This is a genomic window from Streptomyces sp. NBC_00190 (genome assembly GCF_036203305.1).
Lineage (GTDB): Bacteria > Actinomycetota > Actinomycetes > Streptomycetales > Streptomycetaceae > Streptomyces.
In genome coordinates, this window is sequence record NZ_CP108131.1 from 2277462 (window position 1) to 2300932 (window position 23471).

The 23471-nt window shown below is 72.6% G+C and carries 22 protein-coding genes; 8 read left to right on the forward strand and 14 right to left on the reverse strand.

Annotated elements, in window-relative coordinates:
- Positions 1–45: 45 nt before the first annotated feature.
- The 6 genes from OG429_RS11120 to OG429_RS11145 form a co-directional block, all read right to left on the reverse strand.
- Positions 46–633 (reverse strand): DUF1963 domain-containing protein, encoded by a 588-nt coding sequence (locus OG429_RS11120; RefSeq protein WP_328925142.1) that lies wholly within the window; start codon positions 631–633, stop codon positions 46–48.
- Positions 634–829: 196 nt separating this feature from the next.
- Positions 830–2239, reverse strand: coding sequence for a lysine N(6)-hydroxylase/L-ornithine N(5)-oxygenase family protein (locus OG429_RS11125; protein WP_328925143.1), 1410 nt, complete (start codon positions 2237–2239; stop codon positions 830–832).
- Positions 2236–3633, reverse strand: a complete 1398-nt coding sequence (locus OG429_RS11130) for a pyridoxal phosphate-dependent decarboxylase family protein (RefSeq protein WP_328925144.1) — start codon at positions 3631–3633, stop codon at positions 2236–2238. Before OG429_RS11130 ends, OG429_RS11125 begins: the two co-directional genes overlap by 4 nt.
- 178 nt (positions 3634–3811) lie before the next feature.
- Positions 3812–6328, reverse strand: a complete 2517-nt coding sequence (gene pepN, locus OG429_RS11135) for an aminopeptidase N (protein WP_328925145.1) — start codon at positions 6326–6328, stop codon at positions 3812–3814.
- A gap of 107 nt (positions 6329–6435) precedes the next feature.
- The gene (locus OG429_RS11140) at positions 6436–6759 is read right to left on the reverse strand and encodes a chorismate mutase (protein WP_328925146.1); all 324 of its coding nucleotides are present in this window, start codon (positions 6757–6759) and stop codon (positions 6436–6438) included.
- Positions 6760–7138: 379 nt separating this feature from the next.
- Entirely contained in the window at positions 7139–7891 is a 753-nt protein-coding gene (locus tag OG429_RS11145) for a S1 family peptidase (protein ID WP_405680071.1), read from the reverse strand.
- A 152-nt stretch (positions 7892–8043) separates the two neighbouring features.
- Between OG429_RS11145 and OG429_RS11150 the strand changes: the two genes are divergently transcribed.
- Entirely contained in the window at positions 8044–8940 is an 897-nt protein-coding gene (locus OG429_RS11150) for a hypothetical protein (protein ID WP_328925148.1), read from the forward strand.
- A gap of 210 nt (positions 8941–9150) precedes the next feature.
- The gene (locus OG429_RS11155) at positions 9151–9819 is read left to right on the forward strand and encodes an HAD family acid phosphatase (protein ID WP_328925149.1); all 669 of its coding nucleotides are present in this window, start codon (positions 9151–9153) and stop codon (positions 9817–9819) included.
- A 153-nt stretch (positions 9820–9972) separates the two neighbouring features.
- Here the strand turns inward: OG429_RS11155 and OG429_RS11160 are convergent, their stop codons facing one another.
- Positions 9973–11388 carry an MFS transporter gene (locus OG429_RS11160; protein WP_328925150.1) on the reverse strand — a complete coding sequence of 472 codons (1416 nt, stop codon included), beginning with the start codon at positions 11386–11388 and terminating at the stop codon, positions 9973–9975.
- Between the two features lie 111 nt (positions 11389–11499).
- Here OG429_RS11160 and OG429_RS11165 point away from each other — a divergent pair, with 111 nt between their 5' ends.
- Positions 11500–11973, forward strand: coding sequence for a MarR family winged helix-turn-helix transcriptional regulator (locus OG429_RS11165; protein WP_328925151.1), 474 nt, complete (start codon positions 11500–11502; stop codon positions 11971–11973).
- 144 nt (positions 11974–12117) lie between these two features.
- Here the strand turns inward: OG429_RS11165 and OG429_RS11170 are convergent, their stop codons facing one another.
- Positions 12118–13029, reverse strand: a complete 912-nt coding sequence (locus tag OG429_RS11170) for an SDR family oxidoreductase (RefSeq protein ID WP_328925152.1) — start codon at positions 13027–13029, stop codon at positions 12118–12120.
- Between the two features lies 1 nt (position 13030).
- Positions 13031–13795: an SDR family oxidoreductase gene (locus tag OG429_RS11175; RefSeq protein WP_328925153.1), complete on the reverse strand. Its 765-nt coding sequence runs from the start codon at positions 13793–13795 to the stop codon at positions 13031–13033.
- A gap of 56 nt (positions 13796–13851) precedes the next feature.
- On the opposite strand from OG429_RS11175, the gene OG429_RS11180 reads away from it, so the two are divergent.
- The 5 genes from OG429_RS11180 to OG429_RS11200 are packed head-to-tail and all read left to right on the forward strand — an operon-like array spanning position 13852 to position 18245.
- Entirely contained in the window at positions 13852–14601 is a 750-nt protein-coding gene (locus OG429_RS11180; RefSeq protein WP_328925154.1) for an enoyl-CoA hydratase family protein, read from the forward strand.
- Entirely contained in the window at positions 14598–15458 is an 861-nt protein-coding gene (locus OG429_RS11185) for a CoA transferase subunit A (RefSeq protein WP_328925155.1), read from the forward strand. Before OG429_RS11180 ends, OG429_RS11185 begins: the two co-directional genes overlap by 4 nt.
- Positions 15455–16213 (forward strand): CoA-transferase subunit beta, encoded by a 759-nt coding sequence (locus OG429_RS11190; protein WP_328925156.1) that lies wholly within the window; start codon positions 15455–15457, stop codon positions 16211–16213. Before OG429_RS11185 ends, OG429_RS11190 begins: the two co-directional genes overlap by 4 nt.
- Before the next feature lie 4 nt (positions 16214–16217).
- Positions 16218–17291, forward strand: coding sequence for an NAD(P)H-dependent flavin oxidoreductase (locus OG429_RS11195; RefSeq protein ID WP_328925157.1), 1074 nt, complete (start codon positions 16218–16220; stop codon positions 17289–17291).
- Between the two features lie 30 nt (positions 17292–17321).
- The gene (locus tag OG429_RS11200; RefSeq protein WP_328925158.1) at positions 17322–18245 is read left to right on the forward strand and encodes a tyrosine-protein phosphatase; all 924 of its coding nucleotides are present in this window, start codon (positions 17322–17324) and stop codon (positions 18243–18245) included.
- Positions 18246–18314: 69 nt separating this feature from the next.
- Here the strand turns inward: OG429_RS11200 and OG429_RS11205 are convergent, their stop codons facing one another.
- From OG429_RS11205 to OG429_RS11225, 5 genes are all read right to left on the reverse strand, one after another.
- Positions 18315–19988, reverse strand: a complete 1674-nt coding sequence (locus tag OG429_RS11205) for a DEAD/DEAH box helicase (RefSeq protein ID WP_328925159.1) — start codon at positions 19986–19988, stop codon at positions 18315–18317.
- Between the two features lie 101 nt (positions 19989–20089).
- Entirely contained in the window at positions 20090–20296 is a 207-nt protein-coding gene (locus OG429_RS11210) for a cold-shock protein (RefSeq protein WP_328925160.1), read from the reverse strand.
- A 495-nt stretch (positions 20297–20791) separates the two neighbouring features.
- Entirely contained in the window at positions 20792–21949 is a 1158-nt protein-coding gene (locus OG429_RS11215; RefSeq protein WP_328925161.1) for an acetyl-CoA C-acetyltransferase, read from the reverse strand.
- A 20-nt stretch (positions 21950–21969) separates the two neighbouring features.
- Positions 21970–22596 (reverse strand): TetR/AcrR family transcriptional regulator, encoded by a 627-nt coding sequence (locus OG429_RS11220; protein ID WP_328925162.1) that lies wholly within the window; start codon positions 22594–22596, stop codon positions 21970–21972.
- Between the two features lie 15 nt (positions 22597–22611).
- Positions 22612–23394 carry an SDR family oxidoreductase gene (locus OG429_RS11225; protein ID WP_328925163.1) on the reverse strand — a complete coding sequence of 261 codons (783 nt, stop codon included), beginning with the start codon at positions 23392–23394 and terminating at the stop codon, positions 22612–22614.
- Between the last annotated feature and the right edge of the window lie 77 nt (positions 23395–23471).

Consider the following 23471-nt stretch of genomic DNA (forward strand, 5'->3'; position numbering starts at 1 on the left):
CGGGGTGCGGGTGGGGCGTCGTGGGTGATGCCGCCGGTCAGGCGGTCAGCACTGCCAGAGGAGTGCCGCGCGGCCGCAGGGGGTGCAGGTGTGTGCGTAGGCGCGGCCGGAGCCGAAGTTCATGGCGGTGACGGGGTCGGGGCCTTCCGTCAGTTCGGCGGCGAAGTCCATGGGGCGCGCGCAGCCGGGGCAGCGGGGTGTCTCCTCGTCCTGGAGCCATTGGGGTGTGCCGCCGAGCCGGCCCAGGACCGTGGCGGCGGCCGGTGCCGTGGTGGCGGGTACGGCGGCGCGGACGGCTCCGAGTCCGAGCAGGTCCTCGTCCGCGTCGGGGGCCGGTACGGGTTCCAGGCCGTCGGCCGGCAGCAGGAGGGCGAGGTTGCCGCCCGCGGTCGGGCTCCACTGTTCGCACCGTCCGGGCCGGTTCGCGCACATGAACAGGGCCAGTACGCCCGGGGAGGGCGTGGCGGTGCCGGGGAGGTCGCCGAGGTGGATCTGGGCGAGGAACTGCAGGGGTGCGGCGCACGCCGCGCAGGCCGGCCATGTGGTCTCGGCGGGGGCGAGGGGTACGCCGCCGGTGCGGGTGACCGGTGCGTCGGGGGCGACCGGCCCGCCGTCGAGGAGGAGCATCGTCATGCCGGGAATGTACGCGGCGGGCGTGGTGGGCCCTAGGTCCTGTCGTCAAAGCAGCGCCGGTAGGGCCCGCGGCGTCCGGTGCCGTGCATCGCAAGGCGGAAGGGCGCCCGAGTACTGGACGTACTTGGGCGCCCCGACAACGCGGCGAGGTGCGGTGCTGGGCGTCGCGGGCCAGGCGGGACTTTGACGACAGGGCCTATGGGTGGTCGACAAGGGGGCGGAGTTCGCCTGCCGGCCGGGGGCGGGTGTGCTCCCGCTGTTCGAGGCCGAAGGTGGTGAAGGCGGTCCGTTCGGGCTGGGGGTACGGGTTCTTGCCGGTGAGGGTGTTCAGGATGGTGGCGCTGCGCCAGGCGGCGAGGCCGAGGTCGGGGGCTCCGACGCCGTGGCTGTGGCGTTCGGCGTTCTGGACGAAGATGCTGCCGGTGACGGCGGGGTCGGTGATCATCCGGTAGCGGTCGTCGATGCGGGGGCGGCCGTCCGAGTCCTTGCGCAGGTAGGGGTCGAGTGCGGCGAGGAGGCGGCCGAGGGGGCGTTCGCGGTAGCCGGTGGCGAGGATGACGGCGTCGGTGGTGATGCGGGAGCGGGCGCCCTGCTCGATGTGTTCGAGGTGGAGTTCGACTTTGGTGGTGGCGACGCGGCCGGCGGTGCGGACGCTGACTCCGGGGGTGAGGACGGTGTCGGGCCAGCCGCCGTGGAGGGTGCGGCGGTAGAGCTCTTCGTGGATGGCGGCGATGGTGTCGGCGTCGATGCCTTTGTGGAGTTGCCATTGGGCGGGGACGAGCTTGTCGCGGACGGGTTCGGGGAGGGCGTGGAAGTAGCGGGTGTAGTCGGGGGTGAAGTGTTCGAGGCCGAGTTTGGAGTACTCCATGGGGGCGAAGGAGGGGGTGCGGGCGAGCCAGGTGAGGCGTTCGCGGCCGGCGGGGCGGGCGCGCAGCAGGTCGAGGAAGACTTCGGCGCCGGACTGGCCTGATCCGATGACGGTGACGTGTTCGGCGCCGAGGATGCGCTGCCGGTTGTCGAGGTAGTCGGCGGAGTGGATGACGGGGACGGTGGGGGCTTCGGCGAGGGTACGCAGGGGTTCGGGGACGTAGGGGGCGGTGCCGATGCCAAGGGCGAGGTTGCGGGTGTAGGTGCGGCCGAGGGCTTCGGCTTCGCCGTCGTCGTCGAGCTGGGTGAAGTCGACTTCGAAGAGGTCGTGTTCGGGGTTCCAGCGGACGGCGTCGACCTGGTGGCCGAAGTGGAGTCCGGGGATGCGGCCGGCGACCCAGCGGCAGTAGGCGTCGTATTCGGCGCGCTGGATGTGGAACTGCTCGGCGAAGTAGAAGGGGAAGAGCCGTTCCCTGTGTTTGAGGTAGTTGAGGAAGCTCCAGGGGCTGGCCGGGTCGGCGAGGGTGACCAGGTCGGCGAGGAAGGGGACTTGGAGGGTGGCTCCGTCGATGAGGAGTCCGGGGTGCCAGCGGAAGTCGAGGCGCTGGTCGTAGAAGGCGGTGGCGAGTTCGCCGGCTCCTTGGTGCGGCAGGCCGTGGGCGAGGGCCGCTAGGGACAGGTTGAAGGGGCCGATGCCGATTCCGACGAGGTCGTGGGGTGCATCGAGCTGGGCGGTCATCGGTGGGCGCTGCCTTCCAGGAGGGCGATGAGGGTGTCCAGGTCCCCCGCCGTGGTGTGGGGGTTGAGCAGGGTGGCTTTGAGCCACAGGCGGCCGTCGGCGTGGGTGCGGCCGAGGACGGCGCGGCCTTCGTGCAGGAGGGTGCGGCGCAGGGTGGCGACCTGGGTGTCATCGGCGTGGGTGGGCCTGAAGAGCACGGTGGTGATGGTGGGGGCCGCGTGGAGTTCGAAGCCGGGGTGGGCGTCGAGGAGTGCGGCGAGGTGGTGGGCGAGTTCGCAGGTGTGGTCGATGAGGCGGGCGAGGCCGTCGCGGCCGAGTGCGCGCAGGGTGGTGGCGATCTTGAGGGCGTCGGGGCGGCGGGTGGTGCGCAGGGAGCGGCCGAGGAGGTCGGGCAGGCCGGCTTCGGTGTCGTCGGTGGCGTTGAGGTAGTCGGCCTGGTGGGCGAGGGGGGCGAGCAGGGCGGTGTCGGGGACGGCGAGGAGGCCTGCGGCGACGGGCTGCCAACCGAGTTTGTGCAGGTCGACGGTGATCGAGTGGGCGCGGTCGAGTCCGGCGAGTTTGTCGCGGTGGCGGGGGCTGAGTGCCAGTGGTCCCCCGTACGCGGCGTCGATGTGGAGGTCGGCGCCGTGGCGGTCGCAGAGGTCGGCGATGCGGTGGAGGGGGTCGATGAGTCCGGCGTCGGTGGTGCCGGCGGTGGCGGTGACGAGGGCGGGGCCGGGGGTGGCGGCGAGGGTTTCGGCGAGGCGGGCGGGGTCGAGGGTGCCGGTGGGGGTGGGGACGGCGACGGCGGGGGGCAGGCCGAGGAGCCAGGCGGCGCGGGGGACGGAGTGGTGGGCGTTGGCACCGTGCAGGACGGTGAGCCCGGGTCCGTGGCGTTCGCGGGCGAGGAGGAGCGCCAGTTGGTTGGCTTCGGTGCCGCCGGTGGTGACGAGGGCGTCGGCGTGGGGGGTGTCGTAGAACTCGGCGGCGAGGGCGCGGGTGAGGAGGGCTTCGATCGCGGAGGCGGCGGGGGCCTGGTCCCAGGAGTCGAGGGAGGGGTTGAGGGCGCTGGCGGCGAGGTCGGCGGCGGCCGCGACGGCGAGGGGCGGGCAGTGCAGGTGGGCTGCGCAGAGGGGGTCGGCGGGGTCTGCGGCGCCGGCCGCGAGGGTGTGCACGAGGGTCCGGAGCGCCTCGTGGTCCCCGGTGCCGTGTTCGGGGAGTACGTCGCCCAGTGCGGCCTGGACGCGGGCCGCGAGCCCGTCCGGCCCGCCGGCCGGGAGCGGCCCGCCGCGCTCCCGGGCTCCGCTGTGCAGTGCGTCGAGGACCGTGTCGAGGAGGGGCCGCATGGCTTCGGCGCCGCCGGGGCCGCCGGCGAGGGGGGGCGGCGGGGTCGGCGTACCGGGCGGCGCGGTCATCCGGGTCCTCCGGGGCGTTGGTCCGTGGCAGGGTGGTGGGCACCCGGCCGGTACAACGATCCGACCCGAATGGGGTAACCGCCGGAGTCCGTCCGGCGTCGATTTCCGGCCGCCGCCCTGGCGGGGCCAGGGGCGGGGGGAGCTCCCCCCGCCCCTGGCCCGTCCCGGAACTGCGGGGCTACGCGGTGCGGACCCGCAGTGCGCGTGCCAGGTCGTCGAGCTGGTCGACCAGTTTGCGGCGCAGGAGCGGGAGGATGTCCGGGCCCGCGAGACAGGCGTGGCCGGCCTGGAGGTTGGCCTCGTCGACGGCGTACGCGGGGAAGGCCCAGCGTCCGATGGCCTCGCCGATGGCGGGCCCGCGGCGGCCGGCGAGGGCGACGGCCTCCGGGTAGAACCGCTCCACGTACTCCTGTACGAGATCGGCCTGTTCGGGCTGCCAGAACCCCTGGGCGGTGGCGCTGAGGAGGTAGTTGGACAGGCTGTCGTCGTGGAAGAGGCGGTCCCAGGCCGCGGCCTTGGCGTGTGCCGTGGGGAGCGCGGCGCGGCAGCGGGCGGCGCCTTCCTCACCGGTGGCGCTGGGGTCGGCGGCGAGCGCGGCGTCGATCTCGGCCTCTCCCACGGCGCCGAGGACGGCCAGCCGGGCGAGGATGCGCCAGCGCAGCTCGGGGTCGAGTTCGGGGCCGCCGGGGACGGAGTCGTCGGCGAGCCAGGCGGCCACGGTCTCGGGCTGGGTGGCGCTGTCGATGAGGGTCCGTACGGCGGTCAGCCGCAGCCCGGGGTCCGAGCCGTCCTCGGAGCGCCGGAGTAGGGCGCGGCCGATGGAGGTGATGGTGGCCAGCGCCGCGGTCCGGTCGGCGGGGGCGACGTAGCGCGTGGCGATCTGGGTGCGGGCGAAGGTGAGGACGCCCTGGACGATGGCCAGGTCGTGTTCCTCGGGCAGGTGTGCCTCGGCGGTCGCCAGGTAGTCGCGGGGGTCGAGTTCGCCGTCGCGGACCATGTCGCGCAGGGAGTTCCAGACGACGGCGCGGGTGAGCGGTTCGGGGATGCGGGAGAGGCCGCGCAGGACGGTTTCGACGGAGGTTTCGTCGAGGCGGACCTTGGCGTAGCTGAGGTCGCCGTCGTTGAGGACGAGGAGTGCGGGGCGGGGGCCGCTCTCGGACACCACTTCGCCGGACGGTACGTCGAGGTCGAGGAGTTCGCGCAGGTGCAGGCGGCCCGCGTCGGCGGGGTCGTGGTCGTAGACGCCGACGGCGATGTGGTGGGGGCGGCTGCCGTGGCGGTCGACGGTGAGGGTCCAGCCGGGAGCGCCGTCGGTGCTCTCCTCGATGCGCGGGGTGAGGGTGTCGATGCCGGTGGTGCGCAGCCAGATCTCGGCCCAGGCGTGGACGTCGCGGTCGGTGTGGGCGGCGAGGGAGTCGACGAAGTCGGCGAGGGAGGCGTTGGCGAACTTGTGGCGGGCGAAGTGGGTGTTGATGCCGGCGAGGAAGTCCTTCTCGCCGAGCCAGGCGACGAGCTGGCGCAGGGCGGAGGCGCCCTTGGCGTAGGAGATGCCGTCGAAGTTGAGGAGGGCGGACGCGGTGTCGGGGACGTCGTCGGGGTCGGGGGCGACGGGGTGGGTGGAGGGGCGCTGGTCGGCGTCGTAGCCCCAGGCTTTGCGGGTGACGCCGAATTCGGTCCAGGTGTCGGTGAAGCGGGTGGCTTCGGTGAGGGTCTGGTAGCCCATGTATTCGGCGAAGGACTCGTTGAGCCAGATGTCGTCGAACCAGGCGAGGGTGACGAGGTCGCCGAACCACATGTGGGCCATCTCGTGGGCGATGACCATGGCGCGGGTCTGGCGTTCGGTGTCGGTGACGGCGGAGCGGTAGATGAACTCGTCGCGGAAGGTGACGAGGCCGGGGTTCTCCATGGCTCCGGCGTTGAACTCGGGTACGAAGGCCTGGTCGTAGGAGTCGAAGGGGTAGGGCTCGGTGAACTTCTGCGCGTAGCGGTCGAAGCAGTCCTTGGTGATGGACAGGATCTCGTCGGCGTCGGCGTCCATGTGGGGGGCGAGGGACCGGCGGCAGTGGATGCCGAAGGGCAGTCCGGCGTGCTCGGTGGTCACGCTGTGCCAGGGGCCGGCGGCGACGGCGGCGAGGTAGGTGGAGATGACGGGGGTCGGGGCGGAGCGCCAGATGCCGGCGCCGTCGCTGTCGCGCTCCCCGGTGCGGGTGGTGATGCCGTTGGCGAGGACGGTCCAGTGCGCGGGGGCGGTGACGGTGAACTCGAAGACGGCCTTGAGGTCGGGCTGGTCGAAGGCCGGGAAGACCCGCTGGACGTCGTCCATGAACATCTGGCTGTAGACGTACGTCTGGCCGTCCGCGGGGTCGGTGAAGCGGTGCAGGCCCTCGCCGGTGCGGGAGTAGCGCATGCGGGTGTCGAGGTGCAGCTCGTGGGGGCCCTCGGTGAGGCCGGTGAGGGGGAAGCGGCTGCCGTCGAGGGCGGCCGGGTCGAGGGGGTGGCCGTCGAGGGCCGCGGAGCGCAGTTCGTCCGGTTTCAGCTCCAGGAAGGTGTCTCCGGCGGTGCGGGCGCTGAACCGGATGACGGTGGTGGAGTCGAAGGTGTCGTCGTCGCCGGTGAGGTCGAGGGTGACGGCGTAGTGGTGGACGTCGAGGAGCTGGGCTCGGAGCTGCGCTTCGTTGCGCGTCAGTGCGGACATGAGGCCCATGCTGCCTGACGGCGGCGGCGTCCCCCAGGGGCTAAGCGCGGGCTAAGCGGCCTCGGGGAAGTGGGGTACGGGGACGTGCCCTACTTCCCCGAGGCCGCTCACTCTTCGCCGGCAGCGATCGTCTCGTGGTGGCGGATGACCTCGGCGATGATGAAGTTGAGGAGTTTCTCGGCGAAGGCCGGGTCGAGCTTGGCGTTCTCGGCGAGCTGGCGGAGCCGGGCGATCTGGCTGGCCTCGCGGCCGGGGTCGGCCGGGGGCAGCTGGTGCCGGGCCTTGAGGTGGCCGACCTGCTGGGTGCACTTGAAGCGCTCGGCGAGCATGTGGACGACGGCCGCGTCGATGTTGTCGATGCTGTCCCGCAGGCGGGCGAGTTCGGCGGCGACGTACTCGTCGATCCCGTTGTCGATGTCGCTGTTGTTCATGGTTCCCGAGAATACGTGGCGGGCGCGGGTGTTTCCTCGGGCAGTCGGTCCGTGAGACGGGTTCTGGTCACGGGGGCGGGGTCGCGGTGCCGAGCCGGCCGCCTTCGGGGGTGGGGCGGCGGTGGGGGTGCCGCCGGGGCGTTCCCGTACCGCTTCAACCTGCACGGCCGGGCCGACGTCTTTCAGGAGGGAGCCGGATGCTCCGCCGTGGAGCGCCGCGCGGACATGTGCGTCGAGGTCGAAGGTGGTGACGATGACGATGCGCGGTGTGTCCCGGCCGAAGGGGCGCCGGGTGATGTCGGGGCCGCCCTCATCGCCGTCGCCGCCTCCGCGTCCTTCCGGCCGGTTCCGGCCCGGCCGGAAGGACGCGGTGCGAGTGCTACAGGGTGGCCGCGGCGCTCTTGATCGCGGCGGCGAAGGTGGAGACCTCGGTGTAGACGCCGGGGTAGTCGGGCCGGGCGCAGCCTTGGCCCCAGCTGACTATGCCGACCTGGATCCAGGCGTTCGCGCTGTCGCGGCGGAACATCGGGCCGCCGGAGTCGCCCTGGCAGGTGTCGACGCCGCCCGCGTCGAAGCCGGCGCAGATCTCCTCGGCCGGGACGAGGGAGCTGCCGTACGAGGCCTGGCAGCTGGCGTCGGAGACGAAGGGGACGGTGGCCTTGCGCAGGTAGCGCTGCTGGCCGCCGCCTTCGCGGGTGGCGCCCCAGCCGGCGACGGTGAAGGTGCCGTTGTCGTACTGCTTGGTCTCGGCGATCTTGAGGGTGGGCTGGTTGATGGGCTGGGCGAGCTTGATCAGGGCCCAGTCCTTGCCGGAGCCGTTGTAGCCGGGGGCCTGGAGGACCTTGGTGGACTTGACCTTGATGGCGCTGGAGCTGTTGAGGTCGACGACTCCGGCGGTGGCGGTGATGGAAGTGTTGTTGCCGGAGCCGTTCACGCAGTGGGCGGCGGTCAGGACGATCTGCTGGGTGTAGAGGGCGCCGCCGCAGCCCATGGAGAGGCGCACCATGAAGGGGAACTCGCCCTGGGCGGCGCGGGTGCCGCCGACGACGGGTGCGGTGGAGGCTCCGGCGCTGGTGGGCTGGAGGCTGACGGCGGCGAGGGCGACCGCGCCGATCGCGAGGGTTCGTTTCATGAACCGCACAAGGGTGCTCACAGTCAACACACTGCCTTTCGTGGGGGGTTGGGCCGTGCGCGTCATCGGGTGAATGACGAGTCCATGACACATCGAACGTATGACGGGCATCAAGAACGCGTTTTCGGACACTTTCCGGCCCCGGGGGCGGCATGACGCAGAACAGCAGGCACAGCAGCCCGGTCGAGCACGGATTTCCGCATCTGGAGACGGTCCGCGCGGCGATCACGGCGCTGTTCCGCCGCCTGTCCCCCGACGGGATCCGGGCCTACGACACGAGCTTCGCCCCCGCCGACGCGGCCTTCGGCGCCGACGAGGACCTGCACCTGGGGGCCCACCGGGTGGCTTCCGCGATGGTGCGCGCGCTGCGGCTGCCCGACGCGCGCATGGTGGTCGCCTTCCGGCCGATGCGGGACGCCGCCTCGGTGGAACTGGCCGCGGGTCCCGAGTACTTCGTCGAGGTCAGCGACCGCTTCCGCACGCACCGGCGCGACCTGGCCGCCGCCCTGGCCCACGAGGTCACCCACGTCCTGCTGCACCGGCTGGGCCTGGGCTTCCCCACCACCGCGGAGAACGAGATCCTCACCGACACCGCCGCCGCCTACCTCGGCGCCGGCTGGCTGCTGCTCGACGCCTACCGCGAGGACGCGCTCACCCACCAGAAGCTCGGCTACCTCACCCCGGAGGAGTTCGGCTACGTCCTGGCACGGCGCGCCGGCCTGTTCGGCGAGGACCCCTCCACCTGGTTCACCAGCCCGCAGGCGTACGAGGCCTACGTGCGCGGCCGCGCCCTGGCCGAGCGGGAGCGGCGCCGGGCCCCGCTCGCGGCCGCCGGACCGCAGGCGCGGCGCCGGTACGCGAAGGCACGGCGCACCGGGGCGCTCCCGGCGGACGGGTCGGCGTACCGCTTCGAGCCGGACGGCGCCGGTCCGGGGCTGCGGGTGAACTTCCCCTGTCCGGTGTGCGGGCAGCGACTGCGGGTCGCGGTGCGCGGGCCGCTCCGGGCGCGGTGCGGGCTGTGCCGCACGGTGCTGGAGTGCGACACGTAGGCGCGTTCCCGGCGATCCGCCGCTCGCCGTCCACCGCGATCCGCCGCTCGCCGTCCCCGCCGATCCACCACAATCCGCTGCGATTCACCAAGATCCACGGGGATTCATCATCCAGCCACGAAAAGTTTCCTACCAGCCAGTAGACATGGAGTCGGATCTGGCCAACCCTGGTCGCGTACATGCCAATGCGCGACCGAGGAGCGTCCCCCCATGCGCAGCACCCGCCGCACCCGCACGACCCGCACCACGCGTGCCACCGCCGCCGGCGTGGCCGTCGCGGCCGCCGTCCTGACCCTGCTGCCCGCCACCGCGGCCGAGGCGGCCCCCGTCACCCGGACCGTCACCGCGTCCGCGCCCGGCGGGAACGCGGCGATCCTGGGCATCGACTACGCCACCTGGCAGCGCGACGTCGCCGCCGTGGTCGACGCGGCCCGCCCCGCCATCGAGCAGCGCATCGCCGCCGCGCCCGCCGGCGAGAAGCCCGCGATCGTGCTCGACATCGACAACAGCTCGCTGGAGACGGACTTCCACTGGTTCTGGACCTTCCCGACCCCCGCGATCTCCAAGGTCCGCGACCTGACCCGGTACGCGAACGACCACGGGGTAGCGATCTTCTTCGTCACGGCCCGCCCGGGAATCGTGTACTCCCTGACCGAGCGCAACCTCAAGGCCGTCGGCTACCCGGTCTCGGGCCTGTACGTCCGCGACCTGCCCGACCTGTTCGACGAGGTGAGCGCGTACAAGACGGGCAAGCGCGCCGAGATCGAGGCCCGCGGCTACACGATCATCGCCAACGTCGGCAACAACCAGAGCGACCTCGTCGGCGGCCACGCCGAGCTCACCGTCAAGCTGCCGGACTACGGCGGCAAGCTGTCCTGACCCTCCATCGCGCCGGCCGCGCCCGTCCCAACATGTTGGGCGGAACGCGGTTCAGCGGGTGGATGTAGCGGGTAGTCATATCCCATCGCACGAGTGATGGAGCCGGGCCCGACCCCTCGCCAGGGGGCCGGGCCCGCTTCGTTTCCCGGTCCGCTACGCCGGCACGGGCTCGGGGGACACCGCGGTGCGGGGCAGCGTCAGGCACAGCACCGCACAGAGCAGGAATCCGGCGCTCACCCAGGGCATCGCGGTGGTCAGGGCGCGGGTCGGGCCGCCGTCGGCGAGGGCTCCGAAGAAGACGGAGCCGATGACGGCCGCGCCGAGGGCGCCGCCGAACTGCTGGGCGGTGGAGAAGATCCCGGAGGCGCCGCCCGCGATGTCGGCGGGGACGGCGGACAGCACCACGTTCACCAGCGGCACCACGAGGAAGCCGAGTCCGCCGCCGGCGACGAGCAGGCCGGGGACGAGCGGCCAGGCGCCGACGGGCTCCGCGGCGGAGTGGGCCACGGCGTACCAGACCCCCGCGAAGCCGCCCGCCATCAGCAGCGCGCCGGCGGCGAGGACGAGGCGGCCGAAGCGCACGGCGAGGGCGTCGGCGGCCGGGGCGGTGAGGAAGCCGCCGACGGAGAAGGCGACGGTGACCAAGCCCGCCTGCATGGGGGTGTACCCCTCGCCGCCCTGGAGCCATATCGCGAAGACCAGGAAGAAGCCCTGCATGCCGACGGCGAAGAGGAGCTGGACGGCGAGGCCCACGGAGAAAGCGGGCAGCCGGAACGCCCGGGCGGGCAGCAGCGGTACGGTCGCCCCGCGCCGCCGGGCTTCGAGGATGCCGAGGCCGGTGACGGCGAGCACCCCGGCGGCCAGGCACAGCCAGCCCCACAGCGGCCAGCCGTTGGCCTCGCCCTGGACCAGCGGCAGCACGACGGCGATCAGGCCGCCGGCGAGGACGAGGCTGCCGAGCAGGTCTGGCCGGCCGGCGCCGCGCTCGCGGGTGGCGGGGACCAGAACCGCGCCGGCGGCGAGCGTGGCCAGCGCGACGGGCACGTTGACGAGGAACACCGAGCGCCAGCCCCAGCCGAAGAGGTCGGCGTCGGTGAGCAGGCCGCCGAGCAGCAGCCCGACGGCGGAGGCGAAGCCGGCGACGGCTCCGTACATCCCGAAGACGGCGCCGCGCTCCTTGCCCTGGAACAGCGTGCGGAAGGAGCCGAGCACCTGGGGCATCAGCAGGGCGGCCATGACCCCTTGGGCGGCGCGGGCGGCGATCAGCTGGCCGGGGCTCTGGGCGACGCCGCAGGCGAGGGAGGCGAGGCCGAAGCCCGCCGTCCCGGCCAGGAAGAGCGTCTTGCGGCCGTACCGGTCGCCGAGGTGGCCGGAGACGATCAGGGTGGCGGCGAAGCCGAGCAGGTAGGCGGAGACGAGCCACTGCAGGGCGCTCTGCGAGGCCTGCAGGTCACGGCCGATGGAGGGGATGGCGACGTTGACGATGGTGACGTCGAGCAGGTCCATGAGCGCGGCCACCATCATGACGACGGCGGCGGCCCAGCGGCGTGGATAGGGGATCGGGGTCATGACAGCAGCCTCCAGAACTCTTTCGTTCGGACGAACGAAAGAATTGCACGCGGGCAGGCATGGCCGCAAGTCTTTCGTTCGAGCGAACGAAAGACTTGGTAGGCTGGCCCCATGGGTGAAGAAGTCGACGCGCGACGCGCGGAGGTACTGGAGGAGCTGGGCCGCACGGGCCGGGAGACCAGCGCGGCGACGGTGGTGTTCCACGAGGCGGCGGCCGCGAAGCAGGGGCTGAGCGCGACGGAGACGAAGACGCTGGACCTGCTGCAGCGGCGCGGGCCACTGACGGCGAAGGAGCTGTCCCAGCTGTCGGGGCTGGCCCCGGCCTCGGTGACGGGCCTGGTCGACCGGCTGGAACGCAAGGGCTTCGTCCGCCGGGCCGAGCACCCGACGGACAAGCGGCGCGTCCTGGTCGAGGCCCTGCCGGAGCGGCTGGACGCGATCCGGCCGGTGTTCGACGACTGGGCGCGGGAGGTCGCGGAGCTGTGCGCCGAGTTCACGACGGAGGAGCTGGAGACGGTGATCCGCTTCCTCCAGGGCTCGAACGCCCGCCAGCTCCGCGCGGCGGCCCGCCTCTCGGACTCCTGACGACCCGGCCCGACGACCCGGGACGACCCGGCCCGATCCCGGACGACCCGGTCCGACGGCCCGGGCTCCGTCCCGGAACCTCCCCCGGGCTCCGTCCCGGCGACGGCGGCGCACCCGGCCGCCCGGCCGCCCGCCCGACGACCTTCAGCGCGAGCCGTACACCGGGTGCGCGGGCTCCGCCGCGGCGAGGAGTTTCGCCGCGGCCTCCCCCGCCTCCGCGGGAGTCCACCGCGCGCCGCGGTCCGCCGTGGGACCCGGGCGCCAGCCCTCCATCACCGTGATCCGCCCGCCCTCCGCCTCGAACACCCGCCCGGTCACCCCGGCGGAGGCGTCCGCGCCGAGCCACACCACCAGCGGCGACACGTTCTCCGGTGCCATCGCGTCGAACGCCCCGGCGGCCGGCGCCGCCATGGTCTCGGCGAAGGCCCGCTCCGTCATCCGGGTCCGCGCCGCCGGGGCGATCGCGTTGACCTGGACCCCGTAGCGCCCCATCTCCGCGGCCGCGACCAGCGTGAGCCCCAGGATCCCCGCCTTGGCCGCGCTGTAGTTGCCCTGGCCGACCGAGCCCAGCAGCCCGGCCCCCGAAGAGGTGTTGACCACCCGGGCCGCCACCGGCCGGCCGGCCTTCGCCTCCGCCCGCCACCACCCGGCCGCCGACCGCAGCGGCAGGAAGTGCCCCTTCAGGTGCACCCGCACGACCGCGTCCCAGTCGTCCTCGTCCAGATTCACCAGCATCCGGTCCCGCAGGAACCCGGCATTGTTGACCAGCGTGTCGAGGCGGCCGAACGAGGACACCGCCGCCTGGACCAGCGAGGCCGCGCCCTCCGGCGTCGCGACGTCCCCGCCGTGCGCCACCGCCTCCCCGCCGAGCGCCTCGATCTCCCGGACCACCTGTGCCGCCGGGGACTGCGGCCCCGCCGCCCCGTCCAGCCCCACCCCCAGGTCGTTGACGACGACCTTCGCGCCCTCCGCCGCGAAGGCCAGCGCGTGGGTCCGTCCCAGCCCCCGCCCCGCGCCCGTCACGATCACGACCCGACCTTCGGCGATACCGGCCATCTCAGCTCTCCTTGTTGACAGTTGCCGCATCAAGAAACGCCGGGCGCTCCCCGCCCCCGTGCACGAGCAGGCTCGCCCCGCTCACGTACCCCGCCCGGCCGGAGGCCAGGAACACCGCCGCGTCCCCGACGTCCGAGGGTTCCGCCAGCCGCCCGAGCGGTACGGTCGCGCGTACCGCCGCGATACCGGCCTCGTCCCCGTAGTGCAGGTGCGACAGCTCGGTCCGCACCATGCCCAGGACCAGCGTGTTCACCCGTACCTCGGGGGCCCATTCCACGGCCATGGAGCGGGCCAGGTTCTCCAGTCCCGCCTTCGCCGCCCCGTACGCCGCGGTCCCCGGCGAGGGCCGGGTCCCGCTGACGCTGCCGATCATCACCACCGAGCCCCGTGCCTGGCGCAGCCACGGGTGGGCGGCGAGCGAGGCCGTCATCGGCGCCACCAGGTTCAGCTCGACGACCCGCGCGTGGCGCTGTGCCTCGCCCTCCCCCAGCAGCCGGTACGGGGTCCCGCCCGCGTTGTTGACCAGGCAGTCGAGCCGCCCGTACCGGTCGGCGACCGCGCCGAAGAAGTCCCGTACGGCCGCCGGATCGCGCAGGTCCAGCGGGACGAACGACGCCTCGCGGCCGTTCGCCGAAACCGGTTCCCCGGGCGGCCGCCGTGCACAGATCACGACCTGCGCGCCCGCCGCGAGGAACGACCGGGCGATCCCTGCGCCGACGCCCCGGGTTCCGCCCGTGACGACGACGACCCTCCCGTCCAGCTCCATGGGCTGCTACCTTCCTCACCTAACAAATGTTTGGTGGAAAGGTAGCTGATCCGCTCATGGGTGTCTCCACCTCAAGCCCCGGCAAGGGCATCGCACTTGTCACAGTCGACTTCCCACCCGTCAACGCGCTGCCCGTGCAGGGGTGGTACGACCTCGCCGACGCGCTGCGGACCGCGGGCCGCGACCCCGAGGTCCGGTGCGTCGTCCTCGCCGCCGAAGGCCGGGGCTTCAACGCCGGCGTCGACATCAAGGAGATGCAGCGCGACACCGGCCACGCCTCCCTGATCGGCGCCAACCGGGGCTGCTCCGAGGCCTTCGCCGCCGTGTACGAGTGCGAGGTGCCGGTCGTCGCGGCCGTGCACGGCTTCTGCCTGGGCGGCGGCATCGGGCTCGTGGGCAACGCCGACGCGATCGTGGCGAGCGACGACGCCGCCTTCGGCCTGCCCGAGCTGGACCGGGGCGCGCTCGGCGCCGCCACCCACCTGGCCCGCCTGGTCCCCCAGCACCTGATGCGCACCCTCTACTACACCTCGCGCACCGCGACCGCCGCCGAACTGCACGCGCACGGCTCGGTCTGGCAGGTCGTCCCGCGCGGGGAACTGCGTACCGCGGCCCTGGAGCTGGCCGCCGAGATCGCGAAGAAGGACGGCTACCTGCTGCGGCTGGCCAAGGCCGCCATCAACGGCATCGACCCCGTCGACGTGCGCCGCAGCTATCGCTTCGAGCAGGGCTTCACCTTCGAGGCCAACCTCAGCGGGGTCGCCGACCGCGTCCGTGACACCTTCGGGAAGGAACAGCGTCCATGACCGGCAGGACAGACAAGGTACTGACCCCGGAAGAGGTCGTCGGGCAGCTGCGCAGCGGGATGACGCTCGGCATCGGCGGCTGGGGCTCCCGGCGCAAGCCCATGGCACTGGTGCGGGCGCTGCTCCGCTCCACGATCACCGATCTCACCGTGATCTCCTACGGGGGCCCCGACGTCGGCCTGCTGGCCGCCGCGGGCCGCATCAGCAGACTGGTCGCCCCGTTCGCCACCCTCGACTCGATCCCGCTGGAGCCCCACTTCCGGGCCGCCCGCGAGCGCGCCGCCTTCACCCTCACCGAACTCGACGAGGCCATGTTCATGTGGGGCCTGCACGCCGCCGCCAACCGGCTCCCCTTCCTCCCCGTCCGGGCCGGCCTCGGCTCGGACGTGATGCGGGTCAACCCGGAGCTGCGGACCGTCACCTCCCCCTACGCCGACGGCGAGGAGCTCGTCGCCGTCCCCGCCCTGCGCATGGACGCCGCGCTGGTCCACATGAACCGAGCCGACCGCCTCGGCAACGCCCAGTACCTGGGCCCGGACCCGTACTTCGACGACCTGTTCTGCGAGGCAGCGGACGCCGCGTACGTCTCCTGCGAGCAGCTCGTCGAGACCGCCGAGCTCACCAAGGCCGGTCCCCCGCAGTCCCTCCTCGTCAGCCGCCACTCCGTCACCGGGGTCGTCGAGACCCCCAACGGCGCGCACTTCACCTCCTGCGTCCCCGACTACGAGCGCGACGAGGCCTTCCAGAAGCTCTACGCGACCACCCCCTGGCCCGAGTTCGCCGCCCGCTTCCTCTCCGGCGGGAGCGAGCACGACTACCAGTCAGCCGTCCGGACCTGGCACGAGGAGCAGCAGTGACCACCGCGACCGTCACCCGCGCCCCCCTTCTCCCGCCCACCCGCGCCGAGTACTGCGTGATCGCCTGCGCCGAGGCCTGGCGCGACAACGGCGAGGTGCTCGCCAGCCCTATGGGCCTGATCCCCTCCTTCGGGGCCAGGCTCGCGAAGCGGACCTTCTCCCCCGACCTGCTCCTGACCGACGGCGAAGCGATGCTCGTCGGCCTCGACGGCACGGTCGAGGGCTGGCTCCCGTACCGGCGCCACCTGACCATGGTCACCGGGGGCAGGCGGCACGTGATGATGGGCGCCAGCCAGATCGACCGGTTCGGTAACCAGAACATCTCCTGCATCGGCGACTGGGCGCGGCCGGCCCGCCAGCTCCTGGGCGTGCGCGGTGCGCCCGTCAACACCCTGAACAATCCCGTGAGTTACTGGATCCCCAAGCACTCGGCCCGGGTGTTCGTGGAGCGCGTCGACATGGTCAGCGGTGTCGGTCACGACCGCGCGGAGGCCGCCGGGGTGACCCGCTACCACCGCCTGCCCCGGGTGGTCAGCGATCTCGGCGTCTTCGACTTCACGGGCCCCGGCCGCTCGATGCGCCTGGCCTCCCTCCACCCGGGGGTCGCAGTCGAGCAGGTCCGGGCGGCCACCGGCTTCGAGCTCGGAAACGCGGAGGAGGTCCCGTACACGCGGGAGCCGACCGCGGCGGAGCTGCGGCTGATCCGCGAGGTGATCGACCCCGAGGGCCTGCGCGACCGCGAAGTGCGGGGCTGATCCGATGCGGACGGCATTCACCGAGCTGGTTGGGGTCGAGCACCCGATCGTGCAGACGGGCATGGGCTGGGTCGCGGGACCGCGTCTGGTGTCGGGCGCGGCGGGCGCCGGAGCCCTCGGGATCCTGGCGTCGGCGACGATGACCCTGGACCAGCTGCGGTCGGCGGTCCGCGAGGTCAAGTCCCGTATCCCGGAGGGGACTCCCTTCGGGGTCAACCTGCGCGCGGACGCCGGCGACGCGGCCGAACGCGCCCGGCTGATCATCGACGAGGGGGTCAAGGTCGCCTCCTTCGCCCTCGCGCCCTCGCGGGAGCTGATCGCCCGGCTCAAGGACGCGGGCGTGGTCGTCATCCCGAGCATCGGCGCCCGCCGGCACGCCGAGAAGGTGGCCGCGTGGGGCGCGGACGCGGTGATCGTGCAGGGCGGTGAGGGCGGCGGGCACACCGGGGACGTGGCCACGACGGTGCTGTTGCCCCAGGTCGTCGACGCCGTGGACATCCCGGTGATCGCGGCGGGCGGTTTCAGCGACGGCCGCGGCCTGGTCGCGGCCCTGTCCTACGGGGCCGCGGGCATCGCCATGGGTACCCGCTTCCTGCTGACCACGGACTCCACCGTCCCGGACGCCGTGAAGGCCGAGTACCTGAAGGCCACCGTCAAGGACGTCACCGTGACCACGGCCGTCGACGGCCTGCCGCACCGGATGCTGCGCACCGAGCTGGTCGACGCCCTGGAGCGGGCGGGCCGCGCCCGGGCGCTGGCCAGGGCGGTGCGGCACGCGGCGGGCTTCCGCAGGATCTCCGGTCTGAGCTGGGCGCAGATGGTGCGCGACGGCCTGGCGATGAAACACGGCAAGGACCTGTCCTGGAGCCAGGTCCTGCTCGCCGCGAACACCCCCATGCTCCTCAAGGCGTCCATGGTCGAGGGCCGTACGGACCTCGGTGTCATGGCATCGGGCCAGGTCGCGGGGGTGATCGACGATGTCCCGTCCTGTGCGGAGCTCGTCTCCCGCGTCATGGCCGAAGCACAGCAGGTACTCGCGTCACTGCACTCGCTCCGCACCCTGCCACCACCAGGGTGATCCCCCTTCTCCGTCACAGGAGTCGCCTCCATGAGCCGTGCCCGAATCCGCCTGGCGACCGCGGTCCTCGCCTCCGCCCTCGCCATTTTGCCCGCTTCCGCGTACGCGGCGGCGGCGCCCGGAGCCGGGGCCCGTGCCCGGCACCACCACCTCCAGGCGGAATCGATCCGTCAGATCCCCCTCAAGGGCGCCGTCAACCTCCGCGACCTCGGCGGCTACCGCACGTACACCGGCGGCCAGGTCCGCCAGGGGCTCGTCTACCGCTCCGACGCACTGAGCAAGCTGACCGACGCCGACGTCACCACCGTCTCCGGTCTCGGCCTCACGAAGGTCGTCGATTTCCGCATCCCGATGGAGCTCCAGTACGACGGCGCCGACAGGCTGCCCGTGGGGCTCGCCGCCACCTCCCGCCCGGTCAGCGACCTCGGCCTGTACGGGACCCTCGTCGGCGCGATCTCCAGCGGTGACCCCGTCAAGCAGGAGCAGATGCTCGGCGGCGGCCGCGCCGAGGCGTACATGCGCGACATCTACCGCACGTTCGTGACCAGCCCCGAGAACCGGGCGCAGTTCGCGGCGACCGTGCGGGAGATCGCGGACGGCGGCCAGGGCCCGCTCCTGTACCACTGCACGTCCGGCAAGGACCGCACCGGCTGGATGAGCTACGTACTGCTGCGGGCGCTGGCCGTCCCCGAGGACGCCGCCGGGCGCGACTACCTGGCGTCGAACACGTTCCGCGCCGCCTACGACGCCCAGGTGCGGGCCGGTCTGGGGCAGTCCGGGCGGATGCAGAACCCCGATCTGCTGATTCCGCTCCAGGAGGTCCGCCAGGACTACCTGGATTCCGCGACGGCGCAGCTGGAGGCCGACTACGGAAGCTTCTACGGCTATCTGACGGACGGCCTCGGGCTGGACCTGCGGACGCTGGCGAAGCTCCAGAACAAGATGGTCCGCTAGCGGACAGCACGACGCCGGGCACTGCTCGCGAGAAGCAGTGCCCGGCGTCGTCGTACGTCTCTGCGGGTGTCAGACCGCCCGGCGGCGGCCCTGGCCGCCGGAGCCGACCCGGCTGCGCGCGGAAGCCGCGGCCGCGCCACCGGAGGCGCCGCCCCCGGTACGCCGGCCCTGGCCGGCCGAGCCGGCGCCGGAGGCGCCGCCCTGGCCGCGGCGGGCCTGGCCCGACCCGGAGGCCGCGGGGGCCTGCCCGGACGCGCCGCCACCGGAGCGGCGGCCACGGCCGCCGGCCGCCGGAGCGCCGCCCGTGGCGGAGGCGGTACGGGGTCCACCGGACCGGCGGCGCGCACCGGAGCCGGAACCGGAGCCGCTGCGCTGCTTCGGCGCGGTCGGCTGCGGCACCTCCAGCACCACCGGGATGCCCGAGGGCTCCTTGGCGCCGGTCAGGCGGGACAGCTCCTCGTCGGAGGACTTGATCTGCGCGGTGCGCGGGGAGATCCCGGCGTCCGACATCAGGCGGGTCATGTCCCGCTTCTGGTCGGGCAGCACCAGGGTGACCACGCTGCCGGACTCGCCGGCGCGGGCGGTACGGCCGCCGCGGTGCAGGTAGTCCTTGTGGTCGGTGGGCGGGTCCACGTTGACGACGAGGTCGAGGTCGTCGATGTGGATGCCGCGCGCCGCGACGTTCGTCGCCACCAGCGCGGTGACCTCGCCCGTCTTGAACCAGTCGAGGGTCCGGTTGCGCTGCGGCTGCGAGCGTCCGCCGTGCAGGCCGGAGGCGCGGACGCCGTCCGCCAGGAGCTTCTTGACCATGCGGTCGACACCGCGCTTGGTGTCCACGAACATGATCACCCGGCCGTCGCGGGCCGCTATGCGCGTCGCCACGGCCTTCTTGTCGGTCTCGTCCATGACGTACAGGACGTGGTGCTCCATCGTCGTGACGGCGCCGGCCGACGGGTCGACGGAGTGGCCGACCGGGTCGGTCAGGAACATCTTGACGAGCTTGTCGATGTTCTTGTCCAGCGTCGCCGAGAACAGCATGGTCTGGCCGCCGGCCTCGACCTGCTTGAGCAGGGCGGTGACCTGCGGCATGAAGCCCATGTCGGTCATCTGGTCGGCCTCGTCGAGGACGGTGATCGCGACCTGCGAGAGGTCGGCGTCACCGCGGTCGATGAGGTCCTTGAGGCGGCCGGGGGTGGCGACGAGGACCTCGGCGCCACGGCGCAGGGCACCGGACTGCCGGTTGATCGACATACCGCCGACGACGGTCGCGATGCGCAGGTTGACGGCCGTGGCGTACGGGGCCAGGGCGTCGGTCACCTGCTGCGCGAGCTCACGGGTCGGTACGAGGACCAGCGCGAGCGGCTGCTTGGGCTGCGCGCGGCGGCCGGCGGTGCGGGCCAGCAGCGCCAGGCCGAAGGCCAGCGTCTTGCCGGAACCGGTGCGGCCGCGGCCGAGCAGGTCACGGCCGGCCAGCGAGTTCGGCAGCGTCGCGGCCTGGATCGGGAACGGCTCGGTGACGCCCTGGGCGGCGAGGGTCTTCAGCAGCGCCTCGGGCATGTCCATGTCCTCGAACGCGGCGACCGGCGGCAGCGCCGGGGCGATCGGCTCGGGCATGGTGAATTCCTGGGGCCTGGCAACGGGCGCGGACTTCTGCCGTCCCGCGCCAGCCTTCGGACGTCCCTGAGCCGCACCTCGACCCCGGGTGGGGCGACGGCTGGGTCGTGCGGAGCTGGAGCTGGTCATGCGAGAAAGCCCTCCTGAAACCGGCAGGTAAAACAAAGGTCGAAACAGCAGACAAGCCGGGGCCCGCACCTCACGGTGCGGACCCCGGCAAGCTGAAATACTTAGTTGGCGGGGAGGATGTTCTCCGCCTGGGGGCCCTTCTGGCCCTGCGTCACGTCGAAGGACACGCGCTGGCCCTCCTGGAGCTCACGGAAGCCAGAGGTGGCGATGTTCGAGTAGTGGGCGAAGACGTCCGGGCCGCCACCGTCCTGCTCGATGAAGCCGAAGCCCTTTTCCGAGTTGAACCACTTCACGGTGCCAAGTGCCATTTTAAATCTCCTGAATAGGCGGCAAAGGGCCCCATCCGGAGATTCCGGCAAAACAATAAAAGCGCCTGAGGAACATTCCCGTCAGGCGCACATAAAGTTCATGGGTACCACAACTGCAACGAGCTCTAAGCTAGCACACGTCTGCCGGGGAGTGTGGCCGCGTGCGTGTGACCTGCGCCCTTCGTGGTACTCGCGCGTCTGCGGGGCCGCCGGAAGCGGGCGCCCCGCCACCGAAGGAGACCTCCGCCGAGGCGGGCGCGGCGGCCGCGCGGCGCACGGCCGAGGTCTACGGGTCCGGCCGCCGCGCCGTCGCGGTCAGACGGAGCGCTTACAGCCGCTCGATGATCGTCACGTTGACCTGGCCACCGCCCTCGCACATCGGCCCCTCCCTCACGGCCCCCTCGCACCGCTCGGCCCCGGGGGGCCTCCCCGGCTTCGCGAGCCTGCGCCGGCCTCCGGCCGGCGAGCCGCGGGGCCGCGGGGCCGCGCCACCGGTTACAGCCGCTCGATGATCGTCACGTTGGCCTGGCCACCGCCCTCGCACATCGTCTGGAGGCCGAAGCGGCCGCCCGTGCGCTCCAGTTCGTGCAGCAGCGTCGTCATCAGCTTCACGCCCGTCGCGCCCAGCGGGTGGCCGAGCGCGATCGCGCCGCCGTTGACGTTGACCCGCTCGGGGTCCGCTCCCGTCTCCTTCAGCCAGGCCAGCACCACCGGGGCGAACGCCTCGTTGATCTCCACCAGATCGATGTCGGCGAGCGTCATGCCCGTCTTCTTCAGCGCGTACGCGGTGGCCGGGATCGGCGCCGACAGCATGCGGATCGGGTCCTCGCCCCGGACCGACAGGTGGTGGATGCGGGCCCGCGGCCGCAGGCCGTGTTCGCGTACCGCCCGCTCGGAGGCGATCAGCATCGCCGCGGCGCCGTCCGAGACCTGGGAGGAGACCGCCGCCGTGATGGTGCCGCCCTCCACGACCGGCCGCAGGCCGGCCATCTTCTCCAGCGACGTGTCCCTGCGGGGGCCCTCGTCCACCGTCACGTCCCCGTAAGCCACCGTCTCCCGCGCGAAACGTCCCTCGTCGATCGCGCGCAGCGCCCGCTGGTGGGACCGGAGCGCGAACTCCTCCATGTCGCGGCGCGAGATGCCCCACTTCTCGGCGATCAGCTGCGCGCCGTGGAACTGGTTCACGGGTGCGTCGCCGTACCTGGCCCGCCAGCCGGCGCTCCCCGCGTACGGGCCCTCGGTGAGGCCGAGCGGCTCCGCGGCCTGCCGTGAGGCGAAGGCGATCGGGATCATCGACATGTTCTGGGTGCCGCCGGCGACCACCAGGTCCTGGGTGCCGGAGAGCACGCCCTGTGCCGCGAAGTGCACCGCCTGCTGCGAAGACCCGCACTGGCGGTCGACGGTGACCCCGGGCACCTCCTCGGGCAGGCCGGCCGCGAGCCATGCCGTCCTCGCGATGTCCCCCGCCTGCGGCCCCACCGTGTCGAGGCAGCCGAACACCACGTCCTCCACGGCGGCCGGGTCGACGCCGGACCGCTCGACGAGCGCCCTCAGGACGTGCGCGCCGAGGTCGGCCGGGTGGACCTCGGCCAGCCCTCCCTTGCGCCGGCCGACGGGGGTGCGGACCGCTTCGACTATGTATGCCTCGGGCATCGGAACTCCTCGGGTCGGGGTCAGGCGCGTACGGCGATCCCGTCCAGCACCATCGACAGGTACTGGCGGGCGATCTCCTCGGGGCTGTGCTGGCCGCCCGGCCGGTACCAGGACGCCGCCACCCACACCGTGTCGCGCACGAAGCGGTAGGTGAGGCGGATGTCGAGGTCGGCGCGGAAGACCTTGGCGGCGACCCCCCGCTCCAGCGTCCCGAGCCAGGCCTTCTCGAACTTCACCTGCGAGTCGGAGAGGTAGTGGAAGCGGGGCTGGGCGGAGAGGGTGCGGGATTCCTTCTGGTAGATCGCGACGGCGGCGCGGTGCCGGTCGATCTCCCGGAACGATTCGGTGACGAGGGCCTCGATGGTCTCCCTGGGGCCGAGACCGGCCGCGAGGACGGTGTCGTAGCCCTCCCACAGTTCGGTGAGGAAGGCGGAGAGGATCTCGTCGAGCATCGATTCCTTGGAATCGAAGTGGTAGTAGAGGCTGCCGGCGAGCATCCCGGCGGCGTCGGCGATCTTGCGGACGGTCGTGGCGTTGTAGCCCTGCGCGGCGAACACCTCGGCGGCGGTGTCGAGGAGTTCGCGACGCCGTTCGGGCGTGGCCGTCACCTGCGGCTTCTTCTTGGCTGTCGGCTTGTTGGTTGGCACGCGTCCATTCTCGGCCTACGGGTGCTGGCTGCTGACCGACACGGTCTCGCCGGTCATGTACGACGAGTAGCCGCTGGCCAGGAAGACGATGACGTTGGCGACCTCCCAGGGCTCGGCGTAGCGGCCGAAGGCCTCGCGGGCGGTGAGTTCGGTGAGCAGGGCCTGGCTCGTGACCTTCACCAGGTGCGGGTGCATGGCCAGGCTCGGGGCGACCGCGTTGACCCGTACGCCGAACTCGGCGGCCTCCAGCGCCGCGCAGCGGGTCAGTGCCATCACCCCGGCCTTGGCGGCGGCGTAGTGGGCCTGCCCGGTCTGGGCGCGCCAGCCGACGACGGAGGCGTTGTTGACGACGACCCCGCCGGTGCCGGACGCCTTGAGCGACCGCAGCGCGGCGCGGGTGCAGCGGAAGGTGCCGTTCAGCGTGACGTCGAGGACGCGGGACCACTGTTCGTCGGTCATGTCGACGAGGTCGCAGGTGCCGCCGAGGCCGGCGTTGTTGACGACGATGTCGAGGCCGCCGTGGGTCTGCTCGGCGAGCGCGAAGAGGGCTCCCACCTGGTCCTCGTCGGTGACGTCGCAGGGCAGGGAGGCGACGCGACCGGCCCCGAACTCTGCGGCGAGCGCCTTCTCGGTCTCCTCCAGGCGGCGGGCGTGGGCGTCGCCGATGACGATGCGGGCGCCCTCCTCCAGGAAGCGGCGGGCGGTGGCGCCGCCGATCCCGGCGCCGGCGGCGGCGGTGATGACGGCGGTGCGGTCCTCCAGCAGGTGGTGACCGGCGGTGTACCGGGGCTCGTTCATGCGAACTCCTCGACGCTGCTCATGGTCGTACGTTAACCTACCAAACACTTGTTAGGGAAGTTGTCGCGGAGGGGGCG